Source organism: Lysobacter sp. K5869 (genome assembly GCF_018847975.1).
Taxonomy (GTDB): domain Bacteria; phylum Pseudomonadota; class Gammaproteobacteria; order Xanthomonadales; family Xanthomonadaceae; genus Lysobacter.
In genome coordinates this window covers 2,907,198-2,920,124 of sequence record NZ_CP072597.1, presented here as the reverse complement: position 1 = coordinate 2,920,124, position 12,927 = coordinate 2,907,198, and the positions used below count along the sequence as shown (strand labels likewise).

10 protein-coding genes are annotated in these 12,927 nt (G+C 68.5%); 5 read left to right on the top strand and 5 right to left on the bottom strand.

Annotated elements, in window-relative coordinates; genetic code table 11:
• Positions 1 to 375 precede the first annotated feature (375 nt).
• The 3 genes from J5226_RS12545 to J5226_RS12535 all read right to left on the bottom strand — a co-directional run bounded on the left by J5226_RS12545 (position 376) and on the right by J5226_RS12535 (position 6,163).
• Positions 376 to 3,951: an ABC transporter permease subunit gene (locus J5226_RS12545; RefSeq protein ID WP_215840196.1), complete on the bottom strand. Its 3,576-nt coding sequence runs from the start codon at positions 3,949 to 3,951 to the stop codon at positions 376 to 378.
• 10 nt (positions 3,952 to 3,961) lie between these two features.
• On the bottom strand, positions 3,962 to 4,855 hold the full coding sequence (locus tag J5226_RS12540) for an ABC transporter ATP-binding protein (RefSeq protein ID WP_215840195.1): 894 nt from the start codon (positions 4,853 to 4,855) through the stop codon (positions 3,962 to 3,964).
• Positions 4,856 to 5,212: 357 nt separating this feature from the next.
• Entirely contained in the window at positions 5,213 to 6,163 is a 951-nt protein-coding gene (locus J5226_RS12535; protein ID WP_215840194.1) for an AraC family transcriptional regulator, read from the bottom strand.
• 187 nt (positions 6,164 to 6,350) lie between these two features.
• On the opposite strand from J5226_RS12535, the gene J5226_RS12530 reads away from it, so the two are divergent.
• The 5 genes from J5226_RS12530 (at position 6,351) to J5226_RS12510 (ending at position 11,560) form a co-directional block, all read left to right on the top strand.
• Positions 6,351 to 6,680 carry a nuclear transport factor 2 family protein gene (locus J5226_RS12530; protein ID WP_215840193.1) on the top strand — a complete coding sequence of 110 codons (330 nt, stop codon included), beginning with the start codon at positions 6,351 to 6,353 and terminating at the stop codon, positions 6,678 to 6,680.
• Between the two features lie 33 nt (positions 6,681 to 6,713).
• On the top strand, positions 6,714 to 7,487 hold the full coding sequence (locus J5226_RS12525) for an SDR family oxidoreductase (RefSeq protein ID WP_215840192.1): 774 nt from the start codon (positions 6,714 to 6,716) through the stop codon (positions 7,485 to 7,487).
• 540 nt (positions 7,488 to 8,027) lie between these two features.
• Positions 8,028 to 8,300 (top strand): hypothetical protein, encoded by a 273-nt coding sequence (locus tag J5226_RS12520; RefSeq protein ID WP_215840191.1) that lies wholly within the window; start codon positions 8,028 to 8,030, stop codon positions 8,298 to 8,300.
• Between the two features lie 170 nt (positions 8,301 to 8,470).
• A complete protein-coding gene (locus J5226_RS12515) occupies positions 8,471 to 9,664 on the top strand; it encodes a low temperature requirement protein A (protein WP_215840190.1) in 1,194 nt (397 codons plus the stop codon).
• Between the two features lie 357 nt (positions 9,665 to 10,021).
• Positions 10,022 to 11,560: a BCCT family transporter gene (locus J5226_RS12510; RefSeq protein WP_215840189.1), complete on the top strand. Its 1,539-nt coding sequence runs from the start codon at positions 10,022 to 10,024 to the stop codon at positions 11,558 to 11,560.
• Between the two features lie 3 nt (positions 11,561 to 11,563).
• Here J5226_RS12510 and J5226_RS12505 read toward each other — a convergent pair whose 3' ends face one another.
• Positions 11,564 to 11,983: a hypothetical protein gene (locus tag J5226_RS12505; protein ID WP_215840188.1), complete on the bottom strand. Its 420-nt coding sequence runs from the start codon at positions 11,981 to 11,983 to the stop codon at positions 11,564 to 11,566.
• 130 nt (positions 11,984 to 12,113) lie between these two features.
• Positions 12,114 to 12,776, bottom strand: coding sequence for a M24 family metallopeptidase (locus J5226_RS12500; RefSeq protein WP_215840187.1), 663 nt, complete (start codon positions 12,774 to 12,776; stop codon positions 12,114 to 12,116).
• Positions 12,777 to 12,927 lie beyond the last annotated feature (151 nt).

Below are 12,927 nucleotides of genomic sequence, written 5' to 3'. Positions count from 1 at the left end.
CTCCAGCGTTCCCTTGAACCGCGCTGCGAGTATCGATTTTTGACGGCGCCGGATGCTCCGGGCCGTGTCTGCGCTACGAAAGACGTGCGGGATAAGAAGTCGCGCCGCGGCCGTGGAAGGCGTGTGCGGGGCGACGGGCAACCTGGGAAACGTACCCTTGCGGGGAGGCAGCCGTGCGCTGAACGGGGCGCACTCTACGCGAAAACAAACGCTTACGCCAGTTGCGGCGGGGCCGGGGTCAGCCGCGGCTCATTCCGGCCAAGCGCGGAAAAGCGCCGCGTGACGCAGCGCGCGGTCCCGGCGCGGCGCGGGAGCGGCGCCCCGCCCGCCCCGCCCAGGCCCGCGCCGCCGGCCGGGACCGGCGGCGGAAGCGGCTCACAGCTTCTTGCGATTGTCGTCCGGCACCCGGTCGATCAGCTTGTTGTAGGGGTCGAACCCGACCTCGTACGGCGCCCGGTCGACCACGGCGGTGACGGTGAACTCGCCCTGGGTCACGCGGCGGCGCTGCAAGAACAGCGCCTGCTCGTCCTCCTCCTTGCCCGACGGCCCGCGCGCGAACACCCCGACCTCGATCCAGTCGTCCAGCCGCCCCGGCGTCTCGCTGCCCTTGCCGTCGGCGTAACGCTTGGCCGCCTGCACCCGCATCGTCACCTCGTACTTGCCGTCGGCGCGCTTCTTCGACGAGGCCGACAGCACCCGGTTGTCGTAGAACGAGATCTTCTCGAACAGATCGGTGATCAGCGCCTGCTGCTCCGGCCGCGCCTCGCGGCGCAGATAGGCCAGCAATTCGGCCGAAGTCGTGTACGGCGGCTGTTGGTAGCCCTTGTCGAGCAGGAACTGCTTGAGCGCGCGGTTCACCGCCGCCTCGCCCAGTTCCTCGCGCAAGCGGTACAGCGCCAGCGAGCCCTTGCGGTAGTGGATGTAAGGCTGGTTCTCGACCCGGAACAGCGGCAGTTCCTCGACCCGTTCGCCGGCGCGGTCGGACAGATAGCGGTCGAGTTCGTACTTGAGGAAGCGGCGCATCTTGCCGCGGCCGTATTCGCGCTCCATCACCATCAACGCCGAGTATTGCGACAGCGTCTCCGACAGCATCGTCGAGCCCTGCAGGTCCGCGCCGATCACCTGATGCGCCCACCACTGGTGCGCGACTTCGTGCGCGGTCACGTAGAACACGTAATCGACCGCGTCGGGATCGCGCAGATCGGCGACGAAGCCGATGGATTCGGAGAACGGGATGGTGTTGGCGAAGCTCTGGGCGAAGGTTTCGTAGCCGGGGAATTCGACGATCCGCACCTGACGGTGCTGGTACGGGGTGAAATTCGCCTGGAAGTAATCCAGCGACTTCTTGCTCGCCGCGATCATCCGGTCGACGTTGTAGCCGTGCTTGGGATCGTAGTAGATCTCGATGGCGATCCCGCCCGGATAGGTGTCGCGCTTGACCTTCCAGCGCGCCGACAAGTACGCGTAGAACGGCAGCATCGGCCGGTCCATCGCGTAGTCGAAGCACTTGCGCCCACCTTGCGAGTACTCGCGCACCAAGTAACCCGGCGACAGCGCGATCTGGTCCGGCGCGGTGCAGATCGAGGTCTTGAAGTCGATCCAGTCCGCATCGTGGACGATGTAATTGCGCTGGCGCGCCGATTCGTCCTCGAGCTTGGCCATGCGCGGCACGTCGCCCAGGCCGCGCTTGCGCCGCTCGTTGCGGTCGAGCAACTGCCGGCCCGGGTCGTAGCCGAAGTGCGGGAAGATCCCGGAGTTGAAGAAGCTGCCGTTGCCGACGATGGCGTGCTGGCTGGGCTCGTTGGCGAAACCGACCTGGGCGCGCGACTGGGCGAAGCGCAGCTCGCGCCGTTCGCCGGGCCGCATCGGCTGTTTCAGGCGGTAGATGCGGTAGCCCAGGCGTTCGTCGTTGCGCACCAGTTCGGCGCCGCCGAACTCCAGGGTCTCGATCTTCGAGTCGGGATCGACCGTGATGTGGAATTCGCCGATCGGCGCCGCGTGCGGATTGACCAGGGTGTAGCGTCCCTGCGCGCGCAGGCTCAGGGTTTCCGGGCTCAGGTCGATATGGTTGTCGACCGCGAGGATCTTCGGCTGCGGCAGATCCTTGTACTGGCGGAACTGCTGCTCGTAGCGCGCCTGCTCGTCCATCGCCACGTCCTTGGGCACGTAGCGGTTGAGCACGGCGGTGTTCCAGAAGATCCACGCGCCGGTCGCCGCCCACGCCGCCAACACGCCGACCAACGCCAGCCGCGGTCCGCCGCGCAGGCGCTCGCGCGCCACCCGCAGCCGCGCGCGCCAGCCGCCGGGCGCGCCGCGCACCCAGAAGGCGGCCGCCAACAACAACAGCGCGCTCAAGAACCAGCCCCAGTAGCTCTGCAGCCACAGCCGCGCGGCCAGATAGTGGCCGTAGCCGTTCATGTCCGAATACGGCGCTTTCGGCGCGTTGGCGTAGCGGTAGAGGTTGTGCTCGAAGTGCAGCATGTTCAGCGTGGCGAGCGCGACCACCACCGCGATGGTCAGGCCGTAGCCGATGAAGCGGTTGTTGCAGAACACCTGCAGCGCCAGCGCCAGCCCGCCCATCAGCACGTACGGGATCGAGGCCAGCAGCAGCCCCTTGAGGTACAGCAGCGGTTCCAGGTGGGTGTAGCCCTTGAACAACTGCAGCCCCATCGACGCCACGCCGCCGATGGCCTGGAACGCCAGCACCACCGCGATCAAGGCGACGAACTTGCTCAGCAGCGGCACCCAGTTCGGCACCGGCATCGCATCGGTCACTTCGTTGAGCTTGGCGCTGCGCTCCTTGAACACCAGATCGCCGGCGTAGAACATCGCGATCAGCACCACGACGTAGCTGTAGCTGCTCTGCAAGGCGAACAGCATCAGCGAGGTGCTCGGATACACCTGGGTGCCGTAGAGCTTCTGCAAGCTGCTGGCGCCGGCGAGGAAGTTGAGCGCGGCGAACGCCAGCAGGATCAGGAACGGCACGCTCTTGAACACGCCGACCGCGTCCAGGCGGACGCTGCGCCAGAACTGCGCGCGCACCGTCGCGCGGCCGAACGCCGGTGTCGCCGCCACGACGCTCGCCGCCTTCGCGCGCGCCGCCGGCGCCGCGGCGGGCTTGGACTTGCGCCGCAACCAGCCGCGTCCGGTGCCGGTGCGCTGCGGCTTGAACAAGGCGAACGCGGCGGCGGTCATGGCCAGACCGACGGCGACCCAGAGCACGCGGTTGACCAGCAAATACCCGGCCAGTTCCGGCAAGCGGCTATTGAGCTCGGGCGCGGTCCAATAGCGGGTGACGCGCGAGAACGCGGTGACGCCGAAGGGATCGAGCAGCGACGCCAGCGCCTCGTTTTCCAGGTCGCTCACCAGCGTGCCGGCCAGCACCTGCAGCAGAAAGAATCCCATCACGCCCAGATAGACCACCAGCAAACTGCGCCCGGTCACCGCGAGCAAGGCCAGCAGCGCGCCGATGAACACCAGGTTCGGCAGCACCAAAACCGCGAAGCTCCACACGTAGGGATACAGCGAGAACGGCCCCAACCGCTCGGGATCGATCCACGGCATCGCCGGCGCGAGCAACAGCCCCACCGCGATCATCAGATAGACCAACAAGCACGCGACCATCGCTCCGGCGAAGCGGCCGATCAGGAAATCGCGCTTGCGCATCGGGGTGGAGAAGAAAAGATCGGCGGTGCCCATCTCGAAATCGCGCAGCAGCGCGTTGGACACGAACGCGGCGATCGCGAGCAAGCTCAGCAGGCTCATCATGCCGAAGAAGGTCGCGATCGTGGTCGGCGCGTTGCGGTTGATGTTGCCGATACCGCCGCCGATCTGCACCGCGTCGCTGCTGGCGGCGGCGAACGCGAGCAGCCCGAACAGGATCGCCAGCACCCACAGCAAGGGCGAGCGCAGCTGTTGCCGCAACTCGAAGCGGAAGAACTCGTAGATCATCGTCCGCTCCTCACGCCGCGACCCGCGCCTGTTGGCGCAGGCGCTGGAAGTACACGTCTTCCAGGCCCGGTTCGACCGGGTCGAAGCCCGGCTCCGGCGCATCGGCGCTGAACACGTGGATCACCGGCTGGCCGCCGACCAGACGCGTGGACAGCACCGTGAAGCGGGTTTCGTAGCTGTCGAGCTCGGCCTTGGGCACCTGCCGGCGCCACACCTGCCCGGCCAGCGCGGCGATCGCCGCGTTCGGCTCGCCGCTGAGCAGCACCCGGCCCTTGTTGACGATGGCCATGCGCGGGCACAGGTCGGTGACGTCCTCGACGATGTGGGTGGACAGGATCACCGCGACGTTCTCGCCGATCTCGGCCAACAGGTTGAGGAAGCGGTTGCGCTCTTCCGGGTCGAGGCCGGCGGTGGGTTCGTCGACGATCACCAACCGCGGATCGCCGAGCAGCGCCTGGGCGATGCCGAAGCGCTGGCGCATGCCGCCGGAAAAACCGCCGAGCTTCTGCTTGCGCACGTTCCACAGATTGACCTGATGCAGCAGCCCCTCGACCACTTCGCGCCGCTGCTTGCGCTCGCTCAAGCCCTTGAGCACGGCGAAGTGATCGAGCAAGTCCTGCGCGCTCACCTTCGGATAGACGCCGAAATCCTGCGGCAGATAGCCGAGCAGACGGCGCACCGCATCTTTGTCGCGCAGCACGTCGATGCTGCGGCCGTCGGTCTCCAAGACGGCGCTGCCGCCGTCGGCGTCCTGCAAGGTCGCCAGCGTGCGCATCAGCGACGACTTGCCGGCGCCGTTGGGCCCGAGCAGGCCGAACATGCCGCGCGGGATGTCGAGGTCGATGCCGTCCAGGGCGCGCACCCCGTTGGCGTAGGTCTTGGTGAGGTCGCGGATGGTCAGCATCGTGGGCTCCGGATAGGCGCCGGCCGCGCATGGGCGCGGCCGCGAGTCGTCGTTCCGGCGATGCTATCGGCGGGCCCGATGCGGCCCATGACCAATTAGGGGGGATGACCGATGGCAGGGATCAGGGCGATGTCGTGACGCTGCGCGCGGCCGCGCGGGGATCGCGGCGATCGGTCGCGGGTTCGGGGATCGTGCCGCGGTCGCGGAAACCATCGATGCCGGTGCGCTGTTTCGCGCTCACGGGGAGCGTGCGGCGAGCGCGGGCGTCCCGGGCTTTATCGCGATATGACGCCGAAGTCTCTGGATTCCCGCATTCGCGGGAATGACGACAAGGGGCGAACGCGGCGAACTGCGGTTTCACCCCTGCAAGCGGAACTCCTTCGGCGTCAGCCCATACCGCTTCTTGAACACCGCCGACAAATGGCTGTGGCTGGAAAAGCCGCTTTCCACCGCGATGGTGGCGATGTCGTCGGCGCCGCCGCGCAAACGCCGACATACCTGCAGCAAGCGCTGCGCCAGCACGTACTGGATCGGCGTCATCCCGAACGCATGACGGAACGCGATCAGCAGTTGGTGCGTGCTCAAACCGCTGAGCCGCGCCAGTTCGTCCAAGGTGATGCGCCGGTCCAGATGGACCTGGATGTAGTCCTCGACCCGCCGCCGCACCGCCTCGCTCAGCCGCGCGTCCGTCGGCGCCGCGCGCATCGCCGCGCCGGCGCTGTGTTCGCGCAGCAAGTGCAGGTACAGAGCTTGGCCCAGCGATTCGCGCAGCATCGCGGCCAAGTCGTCGCGCGCCTCGCTCAGGTGCGCCAGGCGCGCGGCGAGGCCGTGCACGAACGGATCGCGGTGCTTCATCCGCGCCTTCAACTCCGCGCCCTCGCCCAGGCCCGGCGCGGATTCGGCGAAGCCGGCCGGATCGATGTTGAGTTCGGCGTAGGCGATCTCGCCGCCGAGCGCGCGGCCGAGGTAGCGGCGCCCGGCCGGAATCAGCCACCAATCGCCCGCCGCCGGCGCCGCGCGCAGGCGGCCGGCGCCGTCGATGCGGGTTTCCAGCCGGCGCATCGGGCCGTCGAGATGGACGATCAAGGTGTGGCGCGCGTGCTCCAGCGTCCACTGCGTGGGCAGGGCGATGTTCTCGGTGGCGTAGGCGAACTGCAGGCCGCGGCCGAGTTCGACCTCGTCGCGGCGCTCGATCCGGCGCCGCCCCGACCAGCCGCGCGCGGCCGCCTCGCCGAGCGCGGCCGCGCCGTTCAGGCCGGCGCGTTCGGCCTCGCCGTCGCGCGGAGAAATTGACAGTGCTTCGGACATGTTGAAAGCGGACGTGGCCTGCGTGGATGTAAACATGACTTCGCTCACATTGCGTCAAGGCCGCGTGTTTTCGATGCCTCATTTCGCCCGTTCAGCCCAAGCCTCGCCGCGCGCCCGTCTTCGCATCGCGGCCGCGGCCGCGTGGCTGGCGCTGAGCGCCGCCGTCCCCGCCCAGGAATCCGCCCGCATGACCCCGCCCACCCTGCCCCCGCCCCTCGCCGAATTCATCGCCGCGGTCAATCGCGGCGACGGCAAGACCGCGCTCGCCTTCTTCGGCGCCGACGGCGTGGTCGACGACTGGGGCACGCGCTATGTCGGCGCCGCCGCGATCGCGCGATGGAGCGCGCGCGAATTCGTCGGCGCCCAGGGCCGCCTGACCCCGACCCGGGTGAGCCGCGACGGCGAACGCATCGTCGTCGACGCCGGCTGGGCCAGCAGTTTCTACAGCGGCGACAGCCGTTTCGTGTTCAGCGTGGACGGCGAACGCATCCGCGAGATGCGCATCGTCGGCCACTGACCTCCCGCTCGTCCCTCACCCAGGAGCTTTGCAATGCCCGACCGTTCTCTCCAAGGCAAGCACGTCGTCATCGGCGGCGGCGCCAAGAATCTCGGCGGCCTGATCTCGCGCGAACTCGCCCGAGGCGGCGCCGCCGGCATCGCCGTGCACTACAACTCCGACGCCACCCGCGCCGCGGCCGAGGAGACCGTCGCCGCGGTCAAGGCCGCCGGCGCCGATGCGTTCGCCCATCAAGGCGATCTGACCCAACCGGCCGAAGTCGCCAAGCTGTTCGACGCGGCCAAGGCGAAGTTCGGCAAGCTCGACATCGCCATCAACACCACCGGCATGGTCATCAAGAAGCCGCTGGTGGACGTGAGCGAGGCCGAGTACGACACCATGTTCGCGGTCAATTCCAAGGCCGCGTTCTTCTTCATCCAGGAGGCGGGCAAGAAGCTCGCCGACGACGGCAACATCTGCACCATCGTCAGTTCGCTGCTGGCCGCCTATACGCCGTTCTATGCGGTGTATCCGGGCAGCAAGGCGCCGATCGAGCATTTCACCCGCGCCGCGTCGAAGGAGTTCGGCGAGCGCGGGATCTCGGTCAACGCGGTCGGCCCGGGGCCGATGGACACGCCGTTCTTCTATCCGGCCGAGTCGAAGGAATCGGCGGCGTACCACGCCACGGCGGCGGCGTTGAGCAACCGCACCAAGAGCGGTTTGACCGAGATCCAGGACATCGCGCCGCTGGTGAAATTCCTGGTGACCGACGGTTGGTGGATCACCGGGCAGACGATCTTCGCCAATGGCGGATACACGACGCGCTGAGGGCGGCGCGGTCGGCTGCGACGGTATCGGCGGCGGGGCGGGAGCGCTCCGCCGCCGGTGTTTGGCGAGTACCGCGCTGCGCGGGCCGATGTGCACATGGCTTGCACGCGCAAGGCCGAAAGATGGCCGCGATGTGCGAAGCGGCATGGTCGGGTGCGAGCCCGCCCGAAGAGCTCCGATCCTCCGGCCCTCCCCGCATCGTCATTCCGGCGAAAGCCGGAATCCATTTTGATCTTGCTCCGCGCCTGCTTTGCCGAGGAGAGCAACAGCAAAATGGATTCCGGCTTTCGCCGGAATGACGGTAGAGGGCTTTCGTCGGAATGACGGTAGGGGACTTTCGTCGGAATGACGGTAGAGGGCTTTCGCCGGAATGACGGTAGAGGGCTTTCGCCGGAATGACGGCACGTGGCTTTCGCTGCAATCGCGGCGGGGACGAACGGGGCTTTGGGGAACCATCGAGCCGCATCCACGCGACACACCGACGATCCGCAAGACGCACTGACGACTCCACGCACAACCCACCAACCCAGGGGAACCCGCATGCATACCGTCCTCGTCATCCTCGGCGGCTTCGCCCTGCTCGCCGTGTGCCTGCTCGCCGGCCGCGGCTTCGGCGGCCCGGGCGCGGCGCCGCTGATTCTGGCGATCAAGGCCTTCCTGCCACTGTGGTTCGTCGGCGCGGGAATCAACATGTACATCGGCGTCGCCCGGGCGGGTTATTCGGTCACCGAGGAACTGCCGATCTTCCTGCTGATCTACGCCGTGCCGGCGGCGGTCGCCGGGCTGCTGTGGTGGCGGCTGGCCAAAGGCTGAGGTCGCGCGCGGACGCAGCCGGGACGATGCTCGTACACGGCTCGCCAGCGAACCGGCCCGAAAGCCGCGGACCCGTCCCACGCGAAGAGCGCGACGCCCCGCCGCCTCCACGCCGCTTACGCAAGCAACCGCGCTAGTCTGATCCCGCGCCCGCCACCTGCCCGTCCGCCATGACCCCAACCCGCCCCAGTCTGCTGCGCATCCGCGAAGGCCACGCCAAGGTCGGCTTCGCCGAACTGTTCTTCGACCTGGTGTTCGTCTTCGCCGTCACCCAGCTCTCGCACACCCTGCTCGAACACCTCGACCTCGCCGGCGCGCTGCGCACCGGTCTGCTGTTCCTCGGCGTGTGGTGGCTGTGGATCTACACCTCCTGGGTCACCAACTGGCTCGACCCGGAGAAGGTGCCGGTGCGGCTCATGATCTTCGCGCTGATGCTCGGCGGCCTGCTGCTGTCGTCCTCGCTGCCGCACGCCTTCGCCGAACGCGGCCTCGCCTACGGCGCCACCTTCGCCGCGATGCAGGTCGGGCGCACCGCGTTCATGCTGTGGGCGCTGCGCGGCGGCCGCAGCCCCGGCAATTTCCGCAACTTCGTGCGCATCCTGATCTGGCTGTGCGTGTCGGCGGTGTTCTGGCTGCTCGGCGGACTGGCCGAACCCGAGGCGCGGCTGTGGTACTGGCTGATCGCGGTCGCCATCGAATACCTCGGCCCCGTCGCGTTCTTCCGCGTGCCCGGCCTGGGCCGCTCCTCGCTGACCGACTGGGACATCGAAGGCGGTCATCTCTCGGAGCGCTGCGGCCTGTTCGTCATCATCGCCCTGGGCGAATCGATCCTCGTCACCGGCGCGACCTACGCCAACCTCGACTGGAACCCGACCACGCTGACCGCGTTCGTGATCGCGTTCCTCGGCAGCGTGGCGATGTGGTGGATCTACTTCGACAGCGGCGCGGCGCGCGGCGAGCACCGCATCGTCCACGGCGGCGACGCGGCGCGGCAAGCGCGGCTCGCCTACACCTACCTGCATTTGCTGATCGTCGCCGGCATCATCGTCTGCGCGGTCGCCGACGAGTTGGTGCTGGTGCATCCGGGCCACGCCGAAGCCGCCGGCGTCGCCGCCATCGTCGGCGGGCCGGCGCTGTATCTGCTCGGCTGCGCGCTGTTCAAATGGGTGACCAACACGCGCAAGTTCCCGCCGCTGTCGCATATGGCCGGCCTGGCGATGTTGATCGCGTTGTGGTTCGCCGCCGCGCCGCTGCATTTGTCGGCGTTGGCCTTGGGCGCGGCGACGACGACGGTGTTCGTGATCGTGGCCGGTTGGGAAACCGCGGCGCTGCGGCGCGAGAACGCGGCTTCGCACGCGCACTGAGCCGCCCCGCAAAAATCGGGTAGAGAACATCGAGAAAAGATAGCGAACGTCGATGCCCGCATCGACGAGCGCGCCCGCGAACGTCGATGCGTTTTCGCCACGTGAAGGCCGAAAATCGCGCGTTTGCTACAATCGCCCGGTTCACCGCCTCGCACCGGACCTGAGCGTCCGCTTGCGCCGCCACCGCCGCGGCCATGGCTCGCGACGGCGAACGCCTCCGTCGGTCCCCTCATCGCCGCCTCAGTCGGCGGCGCCCGCGCATGCGGGCGTCCGGGCCGTGTCCGTCCGCTCGTGCGCGCTTCGCGCGGCGGCGCCCCGCGCGCGAACGTCTTCGCGCGCCCGCATGGAGAGAGCCCTTTGGTTTTCCGATTGTCCATCGTCCTGCTCATCGCCTTGGTCGCCGCCGGCGCGCTGATGCCGCAGGAATTCAACGCCGCCGCGCAGCACGCGCTGGCGCTCACCGTGGCCAAGGCCGGTTGGCTGTACCTGATCGTGGTGTTCGCCGCACTGTTGTTCCTGATCTATCTCTCGCTCGGCCGCTTCGCCGATCTGCGCATCGGCGGCGACGACGCCGAACCCGAGTTCTCGCGCACCAGCTGGCTGTCGATGCTGTTCGCCGCGGGCATGGGCATCGGCCTGGTGTTCTGGGGCGCGGCCGAGCCGATCTCGCACTTCCAGCATCCGCCCGAAGGCCTCGCGCCGCAGAGCATGCAAGCCGCGCGCGCGTCGATGCGCTACGTGTTCTTCCATTGGGGCCTGCATCCGTGGGCGATCTACGCGCTGGTCGGCTTGGCGATGGCGTGGTTCCAGTTCAACCGCAACGGCCGCGGCCAGATCAGCGATCTGCTGCAGCCGCTGATCGGCCGCTGGCACCGGCGCTGGCCCGGCCAGCTGATCGACGTGGCCGCAGTGGTCGCCACCGCCATCGGCGTGGCCACGACGCTCGGCTTCGGCACCATCCAGATCAGCGCGGGCCTGTCGCGCGTGTTCGGCCTGCAAGTCACGCCGGCGCTGCAACTGTGCGTGGTCGCGGTGGCGTTCGTGCTGTACATGGTTTCGACGCTGACCGGCCTGCACCGCGGCATCAAATGGCTCAGCAACCTCAATCTGGCGCTGGCCGCGCTGTTGCTGGCCTTCGTGCTGGTCGCCGGCCCGACCGCGTTCGTGTTCGAGACGCTGACCACCACGCTCGGCGGCTACATCAACCAATTGCCGAACATGAGCCTGCGCATGGCGCCGTTCTCGCGCGATCCGTGGGTCGGCGAATGGACGATCTTCTACTGGGCGTGGTGGATCGCTTGGGCGCCGTTCGTGGGCAGCTTCATCGCCCGCATCTCGCGCGGCCGGCGCATCCGCGAGTTCGTGTTCGGGGTGGTGCTGGTGCCGTCGCTGATGAGCTTCGTCTGGTTCGCCACCTTCGGCGGCACCGCGCTGTGGGCGCAGATGTTCGCCGGCACCGACCTCACCGGCGCGCTCGCGCAGGGCTACGAGCAGGTGCTGTTCTCGCTGCTGGAAAGCCTGCCGTGGGCGCGGGTGCTGGCGGTGGCGGCGATCGCGCTGCTGATGATCTTCTTCGTCACCTCGGCCGACTCGGCCACCTTGGTGCTGGCGAGCATGTCCAGCGAGGACCGCGCCGACCCGCCGCTGTGGCGGCGCGCGGTGTGGGGCGGCATCCAGGCGCTGATCGCGGTGACCTTGCTGCTGGCCGGCGGCCTGGACGCGCTGCAAGGCGCGATCACCGTCGCCGCGCTGCCGTTCGCGCTGTTGCTGGCCTTGGTGATGTGGTCGCTGTACCGCGCGCTCGATCAGGAATACGTGCGCCAGCAGCGGCAGAACGCGCGTTTCCGCCATGCGATGCAGCGCTGGCTCACGCGCGAGGACGGCGCGGCGGCGTAGCGCTCAGGCGCGCGCCAGCCGGCGCAGCGCGATGCCCAAGCCGATGCGGTAGCTGGCGGCCAGATCGCCGTTGATGACGATGGTCGCCAGCGGCGCGGCGTGCGCGCGCAGGCGTTCGTCGAGCGTGGTGGCGCTGTCGTCGTGCACTTCGATGTAGGCGCTGGGCAATTCGTCCAGCGCCTGCCGCAGCGGTTCGGGCTCGGCCAGCGCCTGCGGCGCCAGTTCGCCGGGATCGAGCAGCACGAATTCGCTGCGGCGCCGGCGCGCGGCGCGCAGGCTGCCGACCAGCTCGCGCACGCTGGCGCAAGGACGCAGTTCGAGATTGCGGCCGACCGCTTGGGCGAGGCGGCGCAGTTCCAGCAGGAACTGCGATGGCAGCGGCGCGGAGGCGGGATGGCGGCCTTGCAGGATCAGGATGCTCACGGCGGATCGGTGCGGGGGAAGACGCCGACAGCTTGCGCGCCGCGCGCGTAAAGCCGCTATGGCGCGGTCGGCGGCGGCGCGTAAATTCGCCGCAACGCCGCGCGTTTCCCGCGAACGCCGGATTCGCGGCCTAGACCAGCAAGTCCTCGTAGAACGCCCCGAACGGCCGCTGCGGATGGGCGATCTGAATCTCCAGAATCCACAGCCCCGACGCCGGCGTGCCCTCGAACTCGCCCAGATCGCCGGCGCGATACACCGCATGCGGGAAATCGCTGACCCGGTGGCCCTGGATGTCGAGATTGAGCCGCCAGCCCATCGCCTCGGCGCGCTCCTGCGCGTAGCGGTACAGCGCCGGCCCGCTGGCGCCGTGGTCGCGCCAGCGCGCGCGCACTTCGTCGAACAAACTGCGCGCGGCCGCGGCGCAGGCGTGCATCTCGGGATCGTCGCCGACCACGAAGGTGTCGCCCGAATCGCCTTCGTGGCCGTCCCAAACCACGCCCATGTCGATGAAGTAGATGTCGTTCGCGCCCAGCTCCGGATCGCCGTCGGAGCGCTCGCGGAAGGTCTTGAGCGTGTTGGCGCCGAAACGGATCAGCAGCGGATGCCAGATCCGCCCCATGCCCAGTTCGACCAGGGTGCGCTGGCCCAGCTCGCGCGCCTGCGACTCGCGCATGCCCGGCACGATCTGCGCGCGGATGCGCTCGACCGCCTGCCAGGTCAGCTCGCGCGCGCGCTGCATCGCGTCGGCGTCGAACGCGGCGCCGGTGCGTTCTTTCGGGTGGAGCTCGGACATCGGGGAGTTCCGGTCTTGGGGGAAGGGAAGATAGCGAATAGGAGATGGGAGATAGCGAGAAGCGGCGCGATAGCCGCTGCGAGCGAGCGAACAGCCGAAGCGGCGGATAGAAGGCTTTCGCTACCTCCTACCTCCTATCCGCTATCTCCCA

Excerpts from the sequence above, each read along its gene's own strand:
- J5226_RS12535 (WP_215840194.1), bottom strand. The coding sequence starts at position 6,163 with ATGTCCGAAGCACTGTCAATTTCTCCGCGCGACGGCGAGGCCGAACGC.
- J5226_RS12525 (WP_215840192.1), top strand. The coding sequence starts at position 6,714 with ATGCCCGACCGTTCTCTCCAAGGCAAGCACGTCGTCATCGGCGGCGGC.
- J5226_RS12540 (WP_215840195.1), bottom strand. The coding sequence starts at position 4,855 with ATGCTGACCATCCGCGACCTCACCAAGACCTACGCCAACGGGGTGCGC.
- J5226_RS12515 (WP_215840190.1), top strand. The coding sequence starts at position 8,471 with ATGACCCCAACCCGCCCCAGTCTGCTGCGCATCCGCGAAGGCCACGCC.
- J5226_RS12500 (WP_215840187.1), bottom strand. The coding sequence starts at position 12,776 with ATGTCCGAGCTCCACCCGAAAGAACGCACCGGCGCCGCGTTCGACGCC.
- J5226_RS12545 (WP_215840196.1), bottom strand. The coding sequence starts at position 3,951 with ATGATCTACGAGTTCTTCCGCTTCGAGTTGCGGCAACAGCTGCGCTCG.
- J5226_RS12520 (WP_215840191.1), top strand. The coding sequence starts at position 8,028 with ATGCATACCGTCCTCGTCATCCTCGGCGGCTTCGCCCTGCTCGCCGTG.
- J5226_RS12530 (WP_215840193.1), top strand. The coding sequence starts at position 6,351 with ATGACCCCGCCCACCCTGCCCCCGCCCCTCGCCGAATTCATCGCCGCG.